This is a genomic window from Bradyrhizobium sp., assembly GCF_035570375.1.
In the GTDB taxonomy this organism is placed as follows: Bacteria; Pseudomonadota; Alphaproteobacteria; order Rhizobiales; family Xanthobacteraceae; genus Bradyrhizobium.
This window is the reverse complement of sequence record NZ_DATMLW010000223.1, coordinates 1-16,957: the sequence shown is the minus strand read 5'-3', so window position 1 is coordinate 16,957 and position 16,957 is coordinate 1. Positions and strand designations below refer to the sequence as shown.

General features: G+C 61.0%; 18 protein-coding genes and 1 tRNA gene. 9 read left to right on the top strand and 10 right to left on the bottom strand.

Annotated elements, in window-relative coordinates; genetic code table 11:
- Together VNX23_RS24320 and VNX23_RS24315 are read right to left on the bottom strand one after the other, a co-directional pair.
- Nucleotides 1–289 (bottom strand): hypothetical protein (locus VNX23_RS24320; protein ID WP_325634114.1); only part of this gene is annotated, 289 nt, incomplete at its 3' end.
- A gap of 529 nt (nt 290–818) precedes the next feature.
- Entirely contained in the window at nt 819–1,505 is a 687-nt protein-coding gene (locus tag VNX23_RS24315; RefSeq protein ID WP_325634113.1) for an AbiV family abortive infection protein, read from the bottom strand.
- A gap of 259 nt (nt 1,506–1,764) precedes the next feature.
- Between VNX23_RS24315 and VNX23_RS24310 the strand changes: the two genes are divergently transcribed.
- Nucleotides 1,765–2,247, top strand: a complete 483-nt coding sequence (locus tag VNX23_RS24310; RefSeq protein ID WP_325634112.1) for a hypothetical protein — start codon at nt 1,765–1,767, stop codon at nt 2,245–2,247.
- Between the two features lie 116 nt (nt 2,248–2,363).
- Here VNX23_RS24310 and VNX23_RS24305 read toward each other — a convergent pair.
- Nucleotides 2,364–2,440: transfer RNA gene (locus VNX23_RS24305), tRNA-Arg, on the bottom strand.
- Nucleotides 2,441–2,709: 269 nt separating this feature from the next.
- Nucleotides 2,710–2,964, bottom strand: coding sequence for a hypothetical protein (locus VNX23_RS24300; protein WP_325634111.1), 255 nt, complete (start codon nt 2,962–2,964; stop codon nt 2,710–2,712).
- A gap of 228 nt (nt 2,965–3,192) precedes the next feature.
- On the opposite strand from VNX23_RS24300, the gene VNX23_RS24295 reads away from it, so the two are divergent.
- On the top strand, nt 3,193–3,639 hold the full coding sequence (locus VNX23_RS24295) for a hypothetical protein (RefSeq protein ID WP_325634110.1): 447 nt from the start codon (nt 3,193–3,195) through the stop codon (nt 3,637–3,639).
- A 95-nt stretch (nt 3,640–3,734) separates the two neighbouring features.
- Here the strand turns inward: VNX23_RS24295 and VNX23_RS24290 are convergent, their stop codons facing one another.
- The gene (locus VNX23_RS24290; RefSeq protein WP_325634109.1) at nt 3,735–4,643 is read right to left on the bottom strand and encodes a PhzF family phenazine biosynthesis protein; all 909 of its coding nucleotides are present in this window, start codon (nt 4,641–4,643) and stop codon (nt 3,735–3,737) included.
- A 417-nt stretch (nt 4,644–5,060) separates the two neighbouring features.
- On the opposite strand from VNX23_RS24290, the gene VNX23_RS24285 reads away from it, so the two are divergent.
- Nucleotides 5,061–5,387 (top strand): hypothetical protein, encoded by a 327-nt coding sequence (locus tag VNX23_RS24285; protein ID WP_325634108.1) that lies wholly within the window; start codon nt 5,061–5,063, stop codon nt 5,385–5,387.
- Here the strand turns inward: VNX23_RS24285 and VNX23_RS24280 are convergent.
- Nucleotides 5,363–6,820, bottom strand: a complete 1,458-nt coding sequence (locus VNX23_RS24280; protein ID WP_325634107.1) for a deoxyribodipyrimidine photo-lyase — start codon at nt 6,818–6,820, stop codon at nt 5,363–5,365. The genes VNX23_RS24285 and VNX23_RS24280 overlap by 25 nt on opposite strands.
- Before the next feature lie 115 nt (nt 6,821–6,935).
- Between VNX23_RS24280 and VNX23_RS24275 the strand changes: the two genes are divergently transcribed.
- Entirely contained in the window at nt 6,936–7,337 is a 402-nt protein-coding gene (locus tag VNX23_RS24275) for a DUF2177 family protein (protein ID WP_325634106.1), read from the top strand.
- 112 nt (nt 7,338–7,449) lie between these two features.
- Here VNX23_RS24275 and VNX23_RS24270 read toward each other — a convergent pair whose 3' ends face one another.
- A complete protein-coding gene (locus tag VNX23_RS24270) occupies nt 7,450–8,109 on the bottom strand; it encodes a peroxiredoxin (protein WP_325634105.1) in 660 nt (219 codons plus the stop codon).
- 371 nt (nt 8,110–8,480) lie between these two features.
- Between VNX23_RS24270 and VNX23_RS24265 the strand changes: the two genes are divergently transcribed.
- The gene (locus VNX23_RS24265) at nt 8,481–9,056 is read left to right on the top strand and encodes a hypothetical protein (protein WP_325634104.1); all 576 of its coding nucleotides are present in this window, start codon (nt 8,481–8,483) and stop codon (nt 9,054–9,056) included.
- A gap of 34 nt (nt 9,057–9,090) precedes the next feature.
- Here the strand turns inward: VNX23_RS24265 and VNX23_RS24260 are convergent, their stop codons facing one another.
- The 3 genes from VNX23_RS24260 to VNX23_RS24250 form a co-directional block, all read right to left on the bottom strand.
- The gene (locus VNX23_RS24260) at nt 9,091–10,941 is read right to left on the bottom strand and encodes an alkaline phosphatase family protein (RefSeq protein WP_325634103.1); all 1,851 of its coding nucleotides are present in this window, start codon (nt 10,939–10,941) and stop codon (nt 9,091–9,093) included.
- 107 nt (nt 10,942–11,048) lie between these two features.
- On the bottom strand, nt 11,049–11,429 hold the full coding sequence (locus tag VNX23_RS24255) for a cyclic nucleotide-binding domain-containing protein (protein ID WP_325634102.1): 381 nt from the start codon (nt 11,427–11,429) through the stop codon (nt 11,049–11,051).
- Between the two features lie 123 nt (nt 11,430–11,552).
- Entirely contained in the window at nt 11,553–12,305 is a 753-nt protein-coding gene (locus tag VNX23_RS24250) for a thermonuclease family protein (protein ID WP_325634101.1), read from the bottom strand.
- Between the two features lie 253 nt (nt 12,306–12,558).
- On the opposite strand from VNX23_RS24250, the gene VNX23_RS24245 reads away from it, so the two are divergent.
- The 4 genes from VNX23_RS24245 (at nt 12,559) to VNX23_RS24230 (ending at nt 16,763) form a co-directional block, all read left to right on the top strand.
- Nucleotides 12,559–14,574: an acetyl/propionyl/methylcrotonyl-CoA carboxylase subunit alpha gene (locus VNX23_RS24245; RefSeq protein ID WP_325634100.1), complete on the top strand. Its 2,016-nt coding sequence runs from the start codon at nt 12,559–12,561 to the stop codon at nt 14,572–14,574.
- Nucleotides 14,575–14,730: 156 nt separating this feature from the next.
- Complete coding sequence (locus VNX23_RS24240; protein ID WP_325634099.1) at nt 14,731–15,597, top strand: isocitrate lyase/PEP mutase family protein; 867 nt, start codon at nt 14,731–14,733, stop codon at nt 15,595–15,597.
- Nucleotides 15,598–15,897, top strand: a complete 300-nt coding sequence (locus VNX23_RS24235; RefSeq protein WP_325634098.1) for an acylphosphatase — start codon at nt 15,598–15,600, stop codon at nt 15,895–15,897.
- A gap of 23 nt (nt 15,898–15,920) precedes the next feature.
- Nucleotides 15,921–16,763, top strand: a complete 843-nt coding sequence (locus tag VNX23_RS24230; protein WP_325634097.1) for a class II aldolase/adducin family protein — start codon at nt 15,921–15,923, stop codon at nt 16,761–16,763.
- Nucleotides 16,764–16,957 lie beyond the last annotated feature (194 nt).

The window sequence follows — 16,957 nt, the reverse complement described above, 5'->3', positions numbered from 1 at the left end:
GATCGCATAGGAAGCGCAACCGCCAGCGGCTGGCGAGCCACGCCAGAAGGCTGAGGCGGTAGTTTTCCACAACCCCGCGGCGTTGGCGTCTTGTTTCGGCGCCGCCGGGGATCAGGATCAGATCAAAGGAATCGGGGGCAACATGCCGAGTGAGAAGGCCGGGGCTGAATTCACGACGCAAGCGATTGAAGTCTATCTGTCGGATTTGATGAAACAGGGCTTCACCAAGGAACAAGCGATCGCAAGAGCCCACGAGCGAATCACGGCCGCACAAAAGGCTGTAGTCCAAGAGCGGCGGGCCGGCTTTAGGATCGTCGAATAGCGAGATCAGGCGCGGGGGGCTGACAACGGTCCCGCGCTCTTACGCGATAGATAATTCGAAGGTGTTGCAGTTCCGCATGTTCTCAGAATCGCCCGTCACTGCCACCATTGATCCCAACCAGTTCACTTCACCAGCGCGCTGGCCAGGCTCGGCACGCTTCGGCGGGGGTATGTGCGCCGAGCCGCCGAACTAGATCCCGAGCTCACTGCCCAAAGGTTGGCCTTGTGAAAACCTCTTTAGAGGGATTTGATCCTCAAGTGGATCCTTGGCGCGACACCTAGGCTCTTGCCCCTAGCCTCGAACCATCCATCCACACAGTGGGAATGAGCCCCTGCCGTGATCAGCTCCGGCGGGGGTTTTGCTTTGTGTCCTCGGCGAGCTCACCCTCGGTCAATTGTGAGGGGCCCACTCAAGCCGCGCCTTCGTTTCCCTGGGATTTGGAGGGCGCAGGGCTTCGGTCCCGCGACGATGCCCGCCAGGCGTCAACCGGCGGCTTTTAAATGAACTTGTGCAATGAGGTGGCTGGTTGAAGTTCAGGACGGTCCTGCCAATGTCCAAGAGCAGCATAAAAATCTGAATCACCCGAATCTGGATTTACGTATATATCCGGATTTACGTAACGGTCCTGTTGTCCGGCATAGTCATTTATTGCGTCTGTTAAAAAGTCACGCGCCGCGGCCTCTGAAATTTCCGCTGGCCTGTTCCACCCAGACTCCAGTGGTTCAGCGTACAACGCTTTCATTCGCCGTTCGTGACGGTTGCCGGGGGTTCGCTTTTTTTGCGACTCAGTGATTTTGTCAATCTCTTCGCTGAGATTTTGCCATTCGGAACCTCCAGGTGCCACACTCGATCGAGCCCGCAATAGCTGACCCAACGCGGTATTAGAGTCGGGTCGCTGAACGATGCTGAACATCCCCTCCCGTTGCTTCTCGACATGATCCTCGCACCGTTTGCGAATCTGTTTAACGCTAAAGCTTTCCCCTGCCACTGTACGCTGCCAAAGCCGACGCAAGATTCTGTAGCGCCCGAGTTCTTCACGCGCAAAGGCCGCCAACACGACCGCGCTGGCATAAGATCCGGCTTCACAGAGGATGCGAGCGTCGCGAAGAAGCAAGCCGCATTGCTCGAGTGCGAACACCGCCCCCTGTAACAGGTAATTCATGCTCGCGCTTACGGTCTTCACCAGTGGCCTTCCTAGAGTCATGGCGGGGCTTCGGTTACACAGGAAAATGAAAGAGGCCGCCGGATGAGAGCGGCTCCTTCTGACGGGGGAAGAGGCCCCGCCACCGAGCGCCATGCCTGCCGCCCAGCGCCAAGCAACTTAGCGAAATCCATCTCCACTGTTTTGATTGTAATCAAGTTTCGGTCGGATGCCTTGAGGGGGCTGGCAACGGTCCCGCGCTTCTGTCATTTTGAAAGGCGCTAAGCGGGGGGGGGCGACCATGACAAGCCGCTATTTCCCAGGTCACAGTCGGTTGTTGATCTTGTTCGTTGGAGCGATGCTTCTCACGCAGGCGAAGGCGGATGATGTGACCGTGGCCGCGCTCAATAGGGCAGCGGTTAAAGCCAACTGTCCCGAGGTGGATTCGCGCCAGAATGCGGTTCGCGCAACCATGTGCCGCATGAACGCAATCAGGCCAGTGCTGGCGGAACGTGCGCCAGCGTCGCTGCCTGCATTCGACAAGATGGCGGCGCGCAACATCGCATCGGCTAAGAAGTTCGCGGCCGGGCAGATCACGGGCGAGCAGTACTTGGCCGAGGGAAAAGCCCGTGCGGCTGAGTTCTTGGAAGAGACTGAGCCGAGGCGGCAAGCCTTGGAGCGGCAACGGCTGCAAGAACAATGCAATGGCATGGCGAACCCGATCACGCCGGGCCTGCAAGCTGCCGCGCTAGAGAAGCTGCGCAACCTCGGGTGCCTGCGCTAAGGAGCGGGGCTGGCGACGGTCCCGCTCCAATCTTCCCGGGCTCTTCCCAGCGTGAATTTTTGGGAAGAAAGAACGGAAAGCAAACTACAGAAACTGTGATTTTGTTTGGGGTTAGCTGGCGCGCTCGGAGAGATTCGAACTCCCGACCCTCGGATTCGAAGTCCGATGCTCTATCCAGCTGAGCTACGAGCGCGTGCCTTGCGTCCGATTAGATCATGGATGCGATTAAGTGGAATCGCATCATGATCTCATCTCTTTGTTTGAGCATGATCTCCGCGCAAACGCGGTTCCGCGTTTGTCGCGAGGGAAAACCGGTATCCACTTTCCGGATCATGCTCTAGCAGACTTGGCCGGGCAGGGCCAGCGATCACGACTACACCAAAGCCGCAAACGCCCTTTTGAAATCGCCGCGACGCGCACGGCCAAACAAGCGTGCGGAATCGATGGTTTCAGATGATCGACTCAGAAGCAGGGATAGCGTCCGCCCTGCGCGCGATATACTGCCGACCCCTGATAGCAATAATTGTTAGAGGGCCCGTCATAATAGGCGAAGGTGCCGGGCACCGGACCGGGTCCGTAGTTATGCTTGTAGCTGATCGGGTAGGGCAGTCCATAACCATAGCCGTGGTGGTGATAACGACGCGCCTGCGCCTGGTCGGAGATCGCCGCCAGCGCAACCAGGAGGGTTGCGGCCGAGGTGAGCTTCAGTAGGGTCATCGGGTCCTCCGGAAGAAAACAGGAACATTCTAGGCGAATTCGCCTTCCCATCCAGAGGGAATCGTCGCAAAAATTGCGGAAAATCGGCCACACACACCGGTTTTTTGGCGCTGCCGCCATGCTTAACGAAATTCAAACACAGTCTGGCCAGAGTTGTGCCGTTTGGTCCGCTTAAGCACCAAGCTTGCAAAGGTTTCCGCTACCTGGGGTTTCGGCTACCGACGGCTCATGCGCATCACGCCTCTTGCCCTGTTATCGCTCTTTTGCGTGGCCGCAGGTCCGGTGCGGGCCGACCTGCACATCACGCGTGACCATGGCGGATATGTCGAGGAATATAAGGCCAGGTATGCGCGTATTCGCGATCGCCACGAGCGCGTCATCATCGACGGCATCTGCAATTCGGCCTGCACGCTGGTGTTCGGTATCGTGCCGATGAACAAGATTTGCGTGACGCCACGCGCCAGCGTCGGCTTCCACCAGGCCTACTATGACAAGGCCTTTACTTTCGGGATCAAGGTCACCAGCGCCGAGGGGACGTCGGACCTGATGTCCTATTATCCGGATGCGGTGAAGGACTGGATCCGCCGCAACGGCGGACTGACCACCGAAATGAAGAAGCTCAAGAACGGCGAAGAACTCTGGAAGATCGTCGATCCATGTCCGGATGAGTGGTGAGCCGCTTTAGTTCGTTGATTGCGCATGATCTCCGCGCAAACGCGTTCCGCGTTTGTTGCGAGAAAAACCGCTGCACACTTTTTCGGTTCATGCAGCTAGGCGAGTTCGATTATCCCCGACATCACCGGCACGCAACGGCCGCCGATATAGGTGGAGGTCACCGTGCCGCCCTCCTTTTCGGCTTCGGCCTGCAAAAGACTTGGCCGTCCCATCTCCACGCCTTGCGCGATTGTCCTTGAAATCCGCACATCCGATTCCGGCCGCAACCTGGCCAATAGTCCGATGAGGGCGACATTCGCGCTACCGGTTGCGGGATCTTCGGGAATTCCATGATGCGGGGCAAACATGCGCGCCCTTATGTCAAGGCCATCTTCTGCAACATTCGCGTAGATGAAAATGCTCGTGACCGGAAGCCTCGAGATTTCACGCGCGAAGACGTCGGCGCGCGCGGCCGCCGCCGCCAGTCTCGCGCGATCCTTCAGTTCGGCCAGGATGAACGGCGCACCGCAAGAGGCGATGATCGGAGAGTGATTTCCGGTTTCGATGTCGTCGACCGCCAATCCGCAAGCCGAAGCGATCAGTTCAGTCGAAATTTCGGCGCCTAACGTCAGCAATTGAGGGGAGGCGAGCCGCGCTCCCGTGACGGTGCCGGCATCCTTCAGAAGTGAAATCGGAACGATCCCCGCCTTTTCCTCGAAGCTGACGCTCTCGCCATCGACAGCGCGGCCGTAGCTTGCACCGGCGCGCGACAGCGCAAAGGCGGTGCCGACATTTGGATGGCCGGCAAACGGCATTTCGTAGCGCGGGGTGAAGATTCTCACCTCGGCGGTATTTGCGGGATCTTTCGGTGGCAGCACAAAGGTCGTTTCCGCCAGGTTGAATTCGGCGGCGATCGCCTGCATCTGTCCGCCCGTCAGGCCTTTCGCGTTGAGCACGACGGCGAGCGGATTCCCGGCAAACTGCGTGCCTGTGAAGACATCGACCGTTACAAAATCCAGCTTCATCGGAGTCCTTGCCCAGCTTTGAAGGTCAAGGCGGCGCGAACTTCCATGGCGGTTCCTCGTCTCGAATGCCCGGCGGCTCGACGAACTGGCGATCACAGGGATGGTCGCTTGCGCCGCGGCCGTGTTTCTGGCCATCCGGCGCAACGCGCACGGACGAATGGACGCATAGGCAAAGGCCCCGGCTCCAATGGATTTGGGCCGGAGGCCTAGTGCGGCGAATTTGAAGATCCTATCGGTATCGCGGCAAGTTCGTGATAGGAACTTCAAATTCAAGGCCGCTACTCAAATCAACAAGCTGCTAGAGCCCCTTTAATTCCGAAGTTCGCATGAGAGGTCGCCGCGACAACTCGCGAACCTCGGAATCGGAGCTCTAGTCGGGAGGAGCGTCAGCGCCTCGATTTTTTGGCCTTCTTCTTCTTGGCAGCCTTCTTCTTGACGGCCTTTTTGGCGGATTTCTTTGCCGATGATTTCTTGGCGGCCTTCTTGGATTTCCTTGCAGCCTTCTTTTTCTTCGCCACTGCCTTCCTGGCGGTTCTCTTCCTCGCCTTTTTGACCGTCGGCGTGGCGGCGGTTTTCGGCGGCTCGGCCGGAGGGCTCATCGCTTCCGGCATCGGTTCGCTACTGATGGGTTTTTCGTCGTCCATGTCATCCCCCAGGTTTTATCGACGTGCCAACGATAGCGGGATTCTTGGTGCTGTCAAAGCGACGACGACGTTGGCTCAATCCGCGCGAAGCTCTGCATAGGCTTTCAGCGCGCGGCCGCGAGCCTTGCCGTGATCGATGATCGGTCCCGGATAGGTCTTGCCCAGATCGACGCCTGCACTTTTGAGCTCGATCGGCGCCGCGCTCCACGGGTGGTGGATCAGGCCTGCCGGCAATTGCGCAAGTTCAGGAACCCAGCGCCGCACATAGGCACCCTGGGGGTCGAACTTCTCGCCCTGGAGGATGGGATTGAAGACGCGGAAATAGGGTGCAGCGTCGGCGCCGCATCCCGCGACCCACTGCCAATTGGCGGGATTGGAGGCAGGGTCCGCATCGACCAGCGTGTCCCAGAACCAGCTTTCACCCTCGCGCCAGTCGATCAGGAGATGCTTGACCGCAAAGGAGGCGACCACCATCCGCACGCGGTTGTGCATGGTTCCTGTGTGCCACAACTCGCGCATGCCGGCATCGACGATGGGATAGCCGGTTTGACCGCGGCGCCACGCGTCAAGCGCGGCATCGTCGTGCCTCCACGGGAACGCGTCGAAGGAAGGTTGCAGATTGCGTGTCGCCAGATCCGGCGCGTCAAACAACAAATGATGACAGAATTCCCGCCAGCCCAGTTCGCTCAAGAACTTGTCGACGCCGACCGAAAGGGCGGGGTGCTCGGCCGCGGCAAAACGAGCGGCATGCCAGACCTGTCGCGGTGAAACCTCGCCAAAGCGCAAATGCGGCGAGAGACTTGAGGTGTTGTCCCGGTCGGGCCGATCGCGCCCATCGACATAGCCCTCGACGGCGGTCTTCAGGAAGGCCTCAAGCCGCCGCTGGCCGGCTGATTCACCCGGCGTCCAGGTGTCGCGCAAGCCACCGGCCCAGTCCGGCCGCACAGGTTCAAGACGCCAATCCTCAACTTTGGCGCCTTGAAGGTCAGGACCCGGACGTAGCGTCTCGGGTGCCGCCAGTGGCTTTGGGGGATCGCCAAGCGCCCGAACCCGCCGCCAGAATGGCGTGAACACCCGCAGGCCCCGGCCTTCCTTGTTGCGGATACCGGTGGGATCAGCCAGAAGGTCGCCCGCGAAGCTTCGCGATGCGACACCGATCTCCGCAAGCGCGGCGGCGACCTCGCCGGCCTCGGTCTGGCGCGGCGCGTGCGCGATCTCGTTCCAGAAAACAAGATTTGCACCGGTTGTGCGTGCGGCCTCAGCGATGATCCTCGCCGCAGAGCCTTTGCGCAGCACGAGCCTGGAGCCTCCCGCACCGAGGCGTTTTTGCAGGGCCCGCAGCGACTGCGCTAGCCACCAGCGTGACGCGCTGCCTAGCGGGCGCGCATGAGGCGATCGCAACATCTCATCGAAGACGTAGAGGCAAATGACAGGCAACCCGGTGCTCGCGGCGGCGTGCAGGGCGGGATGATCGGAAAGCCTGAGATCGTCGCGAAACCAGACGATGCAGGGCGGGGCGGTTGGCTTGCGCATCAGGTGGCAAATTCGAAATGGGCGCAAAAAGTCTGCGCACGGACAAAAAACTTGCAACGACCCCGCGCCTGATCCGTACTACACGAAAGGCGCGCGAAAAGCGTCGGAGATGGTCTTGAAAAGGTATGTTGTTCTTTATCTTGCGACGCTGATCGTCCTGATCCCGATCGATTTTCTGTTCCTGAGGACGGTCGCCAAGGATCTCTTCACCTCACAGGTCGGCGAGATGCTGGGTGAAATCAGGCTTGCGCCTGCCGTCCTGTTCTATCTGCTTTACGTGGCGGGCATCCTGGTCTTCGTCAGCGCGCCACCTGGGGCGACGTGGCGATCGACGCTGCTTTACGGGGCCTTGTTCGGACTATTCTGCTACGCGACGTTCGAGCTCACCGCGCTCGCGCTTTTGAAACAATGGACCTGGCGGGTGGTTGTGGTCGATGTGTCATGGGGGATGTTCATGACGGCGTTGTCGTCGACATTGGGCCTCTTGATCGCCGACCATATCGCACCGCGGGCGTGACCCGCAAAGCGCGAAATGCGCGAGGATCGGAGACCAAGGTGCCGTAGTCTGCGCAAGGCAGACTACCATGGCCAGCGTATTCGCTGATTGATCGCTTCGAGCCTGAGCACCCTTACTTCGGCTGCGGCACGATCCGGATGTAGGGCTTGGGCGCCTTCCAGCCGCCAGGATAAATGGTCTTTGCCTCGTCGTCGGACACCGAACCGGCGATGATCACGTCCTCGCCCTGCTTCCAGTCGGCCGGCGTGGCGACGCGGTGCTTGGCGGTCATCTGCAACGAATCGATCGCGCGCAGGATTTCCTGGAAATTGCGTCCGGTGGTCATCGGATAGACCAGCACAAGCTTGATCTTCTTGTCCGGACCGATGACGAAAACATTGCGAACGGTCTGGTTGTCTGCGGGGGTGCGCGTGGTGGGATCGCCTGAGGTCGAGGCCGGCAGCATCTCATAGAGCTTGGAGACGTTGTAATCGGTATCGCCGATCATCGGATAATTCGGGGCTGCGCCTTGTGTCTCCCGGATATCCTCGGACCATTTTGCATGCCGATCGACGGGGTCGACGCTGAGCCCCATCAGTTTAACGCCACGCTTGTCGAATTCCGGCTTCAGTTTGGCCAGCGCACCGAGTTCGGTGGTGCAGACCGGGGTGAAATCCTTTGGATGCGAGAACAAGAGCGCCCAGCTGTTGCCAATCCAGTCGTGGAATTTGATCCTGCCTTGGGTGGTTTCGGCCTCGAAATCCGGGGCCACAGCGCCAATTGGGAGAGCCATAATCGACCTCATTCCGATCAGGTGGGGGGAGATATCGCTGCTTTCAGTATAAGAGCCGAAGAACCTCAAGTGAACGGCAGTGGGCAAAAAGGTAGATTCTTCTCCGTTGCCGCCAGGTTCCAGTATCTTTGTCTTTGATTTACACAGCTGCCGCGAAAAAGCCACATCGAGTTTGGTAAGGCGAGCGCCCCATCTCGGTATGACCCGCCCGCGTGGACCCGACGGCGGTATAATCGCGAACCGTGACAGGCACCACGACGACAAACCCGAAACTCTAAATCGTCAAAAACCAAGTTTCGAATCATTAACCACTCGTTTACGCCTGCACGCGAATGCTGGCCCAGAAGAAGAAACTGGAAGAGTAAATTCCGATGTCTGCCCCATTGGCTACCGCTACCGAACCTGCCGCCCTCGAACCCTCCAGGATTTCCTGCAAAGACACAGCCGCCTTTGCACTGGCCGTCGTACGCGATGGCGTGATCACGGGCGAGGGGCCCACCACCAGGGGCCGCGTTCATTTCTCCCGCACGCTGGATGCCGCTGACGCCGCCTGGTGCGTGCGTATCCTGACGGCAGCGGCGGTCGATCATGAGCCGATCAGCCGGGCGGAAGCCGAGGCGCTGTTTGAGATCGACGAAGCGGCAGCCGAGCGCAGTGACAACGGTCGTTTCGAGGATCTCCTGGCCAAGGCCGTGGTGCATCACGCCGCCTCGGTATCCGGCTTCGCAGTCCCTCCACGCACGGTGGCGCTGTCGGTCGAAACTTCGATCGAAAGCTGGGCGCCGACCCAGGCGGCAAATGTCGACACCGAAGTGCTGGAGTGGATCGCAAGCCAGATGCGCGGCAGCCGACGCCGCAACCACACCCTGATGCGGCTGGTCGCAACCCTCGTGGGGGCGACACTGCCGTTCGCGCAGCTGCCGAACGCATTCGATATCGGGATGTGAGGCAGGCCGAGATTCTGGACAGCAGGACGGCGGGTTATTGCCCTGCCGTCTTTTGTTTGCCGGCTTGCGGATCGAGCCCGACCGTGCGGCCCGGAAAACCTGCGACGTCGAAATAGCGCTGCGACAACACGCGCTGGAATTTCACCACCGTCTTCAGACCGTTCGTGGCGGCCTTGGATTCGACGGTGCCGTCGAAGGCCCTCGGGATTATTCCGTTCGGCAGGGCCTCCGATATCACCCGGCCTGTCAGCCCGCCCGCATTTACCTGGTTCAGGCCCATCAGCCGGGCGATGGTCATCCCGACATCCGCATTGTTTACCGGCAAGGGATCGGTGTAGCCGGCCTTGAAATCGGGCCCGATCGCGGCCATGAAATTCAGCGTGTCGCCGCGGCTGAAACTGCCGTGCATGCCCTGGCCCTGGCGCAGCACGGTGTCGGCGATTTCGACCGAGCAGTTGACGGGCTCGTCGCATCCACTCGCATAAGAGCGGAAACTGACCACAATCGATGGCGTGGGTGTCACCGCCTTGCCCTTCAGGCCGATTTGCGACAATGGCAGCGTGCCGGCAAAACGACCGAGGCTGTCATCGACAAATAATCCACTGACGTAATCCTGCTCAAGCAACGCGGCGATGGTGCGTTGCGCCAGCTTCTTGTCCCGGTTCGGCAGGTAGATCAGGTCCGATCCGCCATTGGTGGCCACCACGAGATCAGGTTTTGCCGGATCTTTTCCAAGTAGCGCGTTTCCGGCCTTGGGATGAGCATCGGGCCCGACCGGCGCATTTCTGTCATTCGGATCGAACAGCGGCAGATCGAGCGCCCTGGCGAGGTCGATCGCGACAAAGCCGAGCGGCAAAAAATCCTTCGGCGTGTCGTCGTAGCTCATTTTGGCCGACGGGCTGGTCTTGCTTTCCTTTGAGATGGTGGAAAAGCCGTGATCGGAAGCGATGATGATGTTGGTACTGGTAGCCAGACCAAGCTCATCGAGCGCATCGCGGAGCTGCGCCAGATTGTTGTCGGCGTTTCTGATGCCGGCGAGCGAGGTCGGGCCGTTAATGCCCGGTGTCACGGTGTTGAGGCTGTCGCCGTTGTTGTGCTGGCTGCCGTCGGGATCGCGCGACCAGAACACGAGCAGAAACGGCTTGTTGCGTGCCTTGAACATCGGCAGCAGGACCTTGGTTGCCACATCGGCGAAGTAAGCCTGTTGAGCGGTGTTGGGCGCGGTCGTGCCGGGGGTTTTCGCGTCGCCCGACTTGCCATTCTCGCCCCGCGGCGGCGTGGCGAGCGGAAGGCCGGCCTTGGCAAGGGCTGCCTTGATTTCGTCTGAAAGCGGAACGCCGGTCTTGCTGCCGGTGGCGTCGTCGATCACGATCGAATGCGGACCATCGGCGCCGAGCTTGTCGGTGTGGTCGAAAATCAGGGTGGGTCCGACCTTGCCGAGCGCAGCCGTGCTAAAACCCCTGGCACGGGCCATCTTCAGCACGGTCTCCTCGTTGAGGTAATCGCCGCCGAAATGCTCATCGGCGTCGATAATCACGGGATTGATTTCCAGAAATGGCGTAACCGTACCATCCGCAGGCCCGACCGGATAACCGGTGTAAATCGTGTTGGAGAAATCGCCGGTATCGCCGAGATAGTGGCCGGTCGCCATGGCGGAGGCGTTCGCCGTAGTGAAGGTCGGAAACAGCGAGTGCGGATTCTTGAAATTGACGCCCTTGTCGCGGAGGGCGGCCATTGCCGGTGCGGTCTGGTTCGTCACGATTCGCGCGCGCAACCCATCGGGCACGAACAGGATCAGGTTATGCGGCATGGCGTTTTGGGCGGACGCGGTAGCCCCGCATCCCAGCAAAAGGCCGATGCACGACATCACCATTGAACGGCGCATTTGAATTTCCCTTGGGTAGAACCGGATGACGGAGGCGTTGGTCGAATGTCTAGGTTTGCGGTGCGACAGAAATGTTACGACCGGCTGGAAGATACCGGCAAAGCCATTCAGCCGAACGTCTTGTTCGTCGCCCTCAGCCGCTTGGCCAGCACGCGCATGACCTTGAGGGCGAAATAAGGGGTCTGGCTGACCAGAAACAAAAACTGCTTTTCGGACACCGGCACCAGCTCGACGTCGGTGACCGCCGTCGCGGTCGCGCTGCGCGGCTCATTATCGATCAGCGCCATCTCGCCGAAGATGCTGTCCGGTCCAAGTTCGGTGACCGTCCGGTTGCCGATCTGGATTCGAACCTGACCGCTCTTGATCACGAAAAGGTCGCGCGCCTCGTCGCCCTTCCGAAAGATGACGCTTCCGGCCTTGAAGAGGAGAGCGTCGATATTGTTGCCAGTCAGGACGCTAAAGCTCGCATCCACCTTCATTGTCGCCATGGTCGGCCCCATTGAGTGAGAAACGACATTAGGCGCGCTCGGGTTGTGGAGCAAGAATCTGCGGGCCTGGCGGCCTCGCACGGGTCGGCCCCCGACCGGGTGCTTTCCGAAGGCTGTAGGCCGTTAGATCCGCGGCCGGGTGATGGGCCGGCAATTATACGCCTTGCGAAATCCGGCGGCCTTGGCGTCGTCTTCCGAACAGAACCACCGGTCCGGTCTGGTGAGCGCCGGGTAACTGCGGCATGCCTGGATGTGGTAGATGCCGATATTGCCGGTGACCCGCGCGCGCAAGGCATACTTGCCCTTCACGCTGCAACCTGACGGCATCGTGGGTTCGTAAGGGAACAGCACTTCGCGTATTTCGCGGTCCTTGTCGCCCCGGCAGGCGCCGCCGAGCAGAGGGGCGTCCTTTTGCCAGCCACGGAATTCCTGTGGCGCGATAAAGCAACCCTTCCAGAGGCCTCTTCGTTTGTCCTTCGCATCCGCCTCGTCTTCCCTGAAGCGACCCTGCGCGGAGGATTGCTGGTTCACCGCAAATCCCTGGCGTACGAGAAGCTGGCTCAGACTGCTGGTTTCGCCTTCGACCGTGCAGTTCCCGACATGCCACTTTTTGTAGGTGGAATCCGGACCGAGATCCTCGCAGCGAACGTCGTGGCCACCGACAAGCTTGGCGAGCTCGTCGCGCGCGTCGACGCCGCACGCCCAGGAATCGGCATGGTGGTCGATGCAGACCTGGTCGAATGCGGGTGCGTCGATGCCGGCGAGCCGATACGTCACTTCGCCAATATCAATGGTCCCGCCGTCCCTGACCACCGGGCTGGCGGCGAAGCTCTGGCTGGCTGCGAAAATGGCCAGGATCGGAATGAACCAACGCATCGAAAATAAGGCTTTCGGCAACAGGCGAAAATGATAACCGCATTTTATGGCGGGGGTGAAGGCCGGACCGATTATCGTTAACGGGTCCTAATGGTGTGAACCCGGACACTAGGCGCGCCGCGATCAAGCCCCGGAAATCGGTTTTCGTTCATATCAGCCGTTGCCTCCGCTCGGTTTTGCTGTACGACGGAATTGTTACGCCAGTCCCCGCATGCCAGATTGGCCGTCCCAGAGGTTTCACGCAAGTCCGCAAATGTTCAAACGAATTCTGATCGCAAATCGCGGCGAGATCGCATGCCGGGTCATCAAGACCGCACGCCGGATGGGTATCGAGACGGTCGCGGTCTATTCCGAGGCCGACCGCGACGCCCTTCACGTCGAGATGGCTGATCAAGCTGTCCTGATCGGTCCGCCGGCCGCCGCCGACAGCTATCTGGCGATCGACAAGATCATCGAGGCGTGCCGCAAGACGGCAGCCGAGGCCGTGCATCCCGGTTACGGCTTTCTGTCCGAGCGCGCAGCCTTTCCGCGGGCGCTTGGCAAGGCGGGCATCGTCTTCATCGGCCCCAACCCGGACGCCATCGCCGCGATGGGCGACAAGATCGAGTCGAAGAAAGCGGCGGCCAAGGCCAATGTCTCGACCGTGCCCGGGCACCTTGGCGTGATCGAGGACGCCAGCCATGCCGTGAAGATCGCCGACGCGATCGGCTATCCTGTCATGATCAAGGCTTCGGCCGGCGGCGGCGGCAAGGGCATGCGGATCGCAAATTCGAAGGCCGAAGTCGCCGAGGGTTTTGGCCTCGCCCGGGCCGAGGCCAAGGCCGCGTTCGGGGACGACCGGGTGTTCATCGAGAAATTCATCGTCGATCCCCGTCACATCGAAATCCAGGTGCTCGGCGACAGGCACGGCAACGTGATCCATCTCGGCGAGCGCGAATGCTCGATCCAGCGCCGCAATCAAAAGGTGATCGAGGAGGCGCCCTCGCCACTGCTCGACGAAACCACGCGTCGCAAGATGGGCGAGCAGGCGGTCGCGCTCGCCAACGCCGTGAAATATGACTCTGCCGGTACCGTCGAATTCGTCGCCGGGCAGGACAAGAGCTTCTATTTCCTGGAGATGAATACCCGCCTGCAGGTTGAGCATCCCGTCACCGAGTTGGTCACCGGCATCGATCTGGTCGAGCAGATGATCCGCGTCGCCGCTGGCGAAAAACTGAAATTATCCCAGAAGGACGTGACCATGACGGGGTGGGCCGTGGAATCCCGCCTCTATGCGGAAGATCCGTTCCGCAACTTCCTCCCCTCGGTCGGACGATTGGTCAAATTCCGGCCGCCGGCCGAGAGCCGCATCGACGGGATCACGGTGCGCAACGACACCGGCGTGCAAGAGGGCGGGGAGATCTCGATCTATTACGATCCGATGATCGCCAAGCTCGTCACGCACGCCCCCTCGCGCGCGGCTGCGATCGAAGCGCAATCCACCGCGCTCGATTCATTCTATATCGATGGCATTCGCCACAATATTCGCTTCCTCTCCGCATTGATGAACCATCCGCGCTGGCGCGAGGGCAAGCTCTCCACCGGCTTCATCCCGGAAGAGTTTCCGCGCGGGTTTTCGGCTCGTGCGCCGGAAGGTGAGATCGCGCGGCGCCTGGCGGCGGTGGGGGCTGCGATCGATCACGTGCTCGGCGAACGCAAGCGGCAGATTTCCGGCCAGTTGAACCATCGGCGGGTGTACCGCGAGCGGCGCCGCGCGGTGTGGCTGGGACGCGACGAAATTCCGCTTGAGATCGTGCGCGAGTCGGATGGTGTTGCCGTGCGCTTCATCGGCGCCGATGGCGCGCTCGGTCCGGCGCGTCGGCTGATCTCGCCCTGGAAAGCCGGCGATCCGGTCTGGCAGGGCACGATCGATGGCCAATTGGCCGCGATGCAGGTGCGGCCGGTTCTCAACGGCTTCCGCCTGGCCCATCAGGGGTTCGAGGTCGAAGTTCAGGTCTTCACCGAGGCCGAGGCGGCCGCGGCGCGCCTGATGCCGGTGATCGCGGCCTCCGATAGCGGCAAGAAGCTCCTGTGCCCGATGCCGGGGCTGGTGGTGTCGATTGCGGTGAGCGAAGGCCAGGAGGTCAAGGCCGGCGAGACGCTGGCGGTGGTGGAGGCAATGAAGATGCAGAACGTGCTGCGGGCCGAACGCGACGGCACCGTGAAGAAAATTCATGCCGCCCCCGGCGCCACCCTGGCGGTCGACGCGCTCATTCTCGAATTTGCCTGAGAACAATGCTGCCGTCATTGCGAGCGAAGCGAAGCAATCCAGAACCCAACCGCGGCGAAAAGTTCAGATTGCTTCGTCGCGGAGTTTATCATCGGGCCGGCCGAAGGCCGGACCCGCAATGACGATCCTAACTGCCAGCCGTCGCGATGAGGGTCGATGACTTTGCATCAACGCAGAGAAAAATTGCGTTCGATCCTGTCGGGATCGGCATGCGTGCGGCCGGGCTCGGTCTATGATGCGATTTCGATCCGCATTGCCGAAGATCTCGGGTTCGAGGTCGGCATGTTCGGCGGATCGGTGGCCTCCCTTGCAGTCCTCGGTGATCCCGATATCGCGCTGATCACGCTCACTGAACTCGCCGAGCAGGTGCGGCGGATGTCGCGAGCTTCCGCTCTGCCGGTTCTGGTCGATGCCGACCACGGCTACGGCAACGCGCTCAACGTGCGCCGCACGGTTTCCGAACTGGAAGCGGCTGGCGCCGCCGGTCTTACCATCGAGGACACCCTGTTGCCGCAGGTCCATGGCGAGGCACGAACGCAGCTGATCAGTCTGGAGGAAGGCGTCGGCAAGATGAAGGCGGCGCTTGATGGACGTGGCGATCCATCGCTGGTCGTAATCGGGCGTACCGGTGCTGCTTCCGTCACTTCGCTCGACGACGCGATCGCGCGCGCAAGAGCCTATGAGGCGAGCGGCGTCGACGCCTTGTTCTTCACCGGCATCAGGACGAAAGCGGAACTCGAAGCGATCGCAGGCGCGACTACGCTACCGATCGTGCTGGGCGGCGCGCCGGAGGCCATGTCCGACCTCGCTTATCTCAGGGGGCAAAGGGTGCGGATGGCGCTCCAGGGACACGCTCCCTTTGCCGCAGCGACCAACGCCGTCTACGAGACGCTTAAAGCGCTGCGTGAGGGATCGCCGCCAAAAGCCCTGAAAGGGCTTGCCTCTGCCGAACTGATGGATCGGCTCACGCGAGAGGCCGATATGAAGGTTCGCGCCAACGAATTTCTGGGGCTCAAGAAATAGATGAGCAACACGATCCTTCGGGTCACGATCGGCGGCAGGGTGCAGGGCGTGGGCTACAGGGCCTGGGTCGAGTACGAGGCGATGCTGCGTGGCCTGGAAGGGTGGGTACGCAACCGAAGAGACGGCAGCGTCGAAGCGGTATTTGCGGGGCCTGATGACGTCGTGACCGACATGGTCTCGTCCTGCCAGCGTGGACCGGTATCGGCGCGGGTCGATCGTCTGGTGCACGAGGCCGCCGGCCCCGATGTGCTGCGCCTGCGGCATCCGGGCGAGGAGTTTTCGGTGCTGCCGACGATATAACTGACGAAGCGGGGAGGATGAAAGTGAAGTTCAGGACGCAAGCACCGAGGGACGCTATCAAGGCACTCGCGCGGCTGACCGCAACCGCAATGGTCGCGCTGCTGGCCGGGTTCCTCGAAACATCCGCGCAAGCCCAGCCTGCGTCGATGGCCGGCGTCGATGCCGCGCTTCTCGAAGATATGGTGGTCGGCAGCCGTATCCTGGCTGATTTCGGCGTGCTCGACGGCTTCGGCCACGTCAGCGCGCGCCATCCGACCAATCCCAACCACTTCCTGATGTCCCGCTCGCTGGCGCCCGCGCTCGTCACCGCCGACGACATCATGGAATTCGATCTCGACGGCAACGCGGTGGACGCAAGCGGCCGCAGCCTGTTCCTTGAACGCTTCATCCATGCCGAAATCTACCGGGCGCGGCCGGACGTGATGTCGGTGGTTCACACCCATTCACCCGGCGTCATCCCGTTCTCGGTGACCAAGGTGCCGCTGCAGGCGATGTTTCACAATCCGTCTTTCCTCGCCGCCGGTGTGCCGGTCTGGGATATCCGAAAGGATTTTGGCGAGACCAACATGCTCGTCAGCAATTCCGCCATCGGCAAATCGCTGGCACAGGCGCTCGGCGACAAGCCGGTCGTGCTGATGCGTGGCCATGGCGACGTGACGGTCGCGCCCTCAGTGAAGATGGCCGTGTTCCGCGCCTACTACACCGACGTCAACGCAAAACTTCAGTCGCAGGCGATCGCACTTGGGGGAGCGGTGAATTATCTGACGCCGGGTGAGGGCGAGAAGGCCGACAAGACCAATTTCGCGGTGATCGATCGCATCTGGAACCTGTGGAAGATGCGCATACTGCCAACGCTCGCGAAGTAGACGACGCCGCGCCAATAGCTGTGAGGCGGGGCTCGCGGTCGCGCCGCAAAGCGTTGCGGCCCAGGCGACTGTTCGGGTTCGATGGACTGACGGACGGGGCACCTGTCTCACCCACGGTCTGCAACGACCTTGGGGTCTGCGGACTCCCGTCCGTCACCGCACCGTCTACAATACCAGACGAACGGACTTTCGAC

Excerpts from the sequence above, each read along its gene's own strand:
- VNX23_RS24310 (WP_325634112.1), top strand. The coding sequence starts at position 1,765 with ATGACAAGCCGCTATTTCCCAGGTCACAGTCGGTTGTTGATCTTGTTC.
- VNX23_RS24300 (WP_325634111.1), bottom strand. The coding sequence starts at position 2,964 with ATGACCCTACTGAAGCTCACCTCGGCCGCAACCCTCCTGGTTGCGCTG.
- VNX23_RS24295 (WP_325634110.1), top strand. The coding sequence starts at position 3,193 with ATGCGCATCACGCCTCTTGCCCTGTTATCGCTCTTTTGCGTGGCCGCA.
- VNX23_RS24290 (WP_325634109.1), bottom strand. The coding sequence starts at position 4,643 with ATGAAGCTGGATTTTGTAACGGTCGATGTCTTCACAGGCACGCAGTTT.
- VNX23_RS24280 (WP_325634107.1), bottom strand. The coding sequence starts at position 6,820 with ATGCGCAAGCCAACCGCCCCGCCCTGCATCGTCTGGTTTCGCGACGAT.
- VNX23_RS24270 (WP_325634105.1), bottom strand. The coding sequence starts at position 8,109 with ATGGCTCTCCCAATTGGCGCTGTGGCCCCGGATTTCGAGGCCGAAACC.
- VNX23_RS24265 (WP_325634104.1), top strand. The coding sequence starts at position 8,481 with ATGTCTGCCCCATTGGCTACCGCTACCGAACCTGCCGCCCTCGAACCC.
- VNX23_RS24260 (WP_325634103.1), bottom strand. The coding sequence starts at position 10,941 with ATGCGCCGTTCAATGGTGATGTCGTGCATCGGCCTTTTGCTGGGATGC.
- VNX23_RS24255 (WP_325634102.1), bottom strand. The coding sequence starts at position 11,429 with ATGGCGACAATGAAGGTGGATGCGAGCTTTAGCGTCCTGACTGGCAAC.
- VNX23_RS24250 (WP_325634101.1), bottom strand. The coding sequence starts at position 12,305 with ATGCGTTGGTTCATTCCGATCCTGGCCATTTTCGCAGCCAGCCAGAGC.
- VNX23_RS24245 (WP_325634100.1), top strand. The coding sequence starts at position 12,559 with ATGTTCAAACGAATTCTGATCGCAAATCGCGGCGAGATCGCATGCCGG.
- VNX23_RS24240 (WP_325634099.1), top strand. The coding sequence starts at position 14,731 with ATGACTTTGCATCAACGCAGAGAAAAATTGCGTTCGATCCTGTCGGGA.
- VNX23_RS24235 (WP_325634098.1), top strand. The coding sequence starts at position 15,598 with ATGAGCAACACGATCCTTCGGGTCACGATCGGCGGCAGGGTGCAGGGC.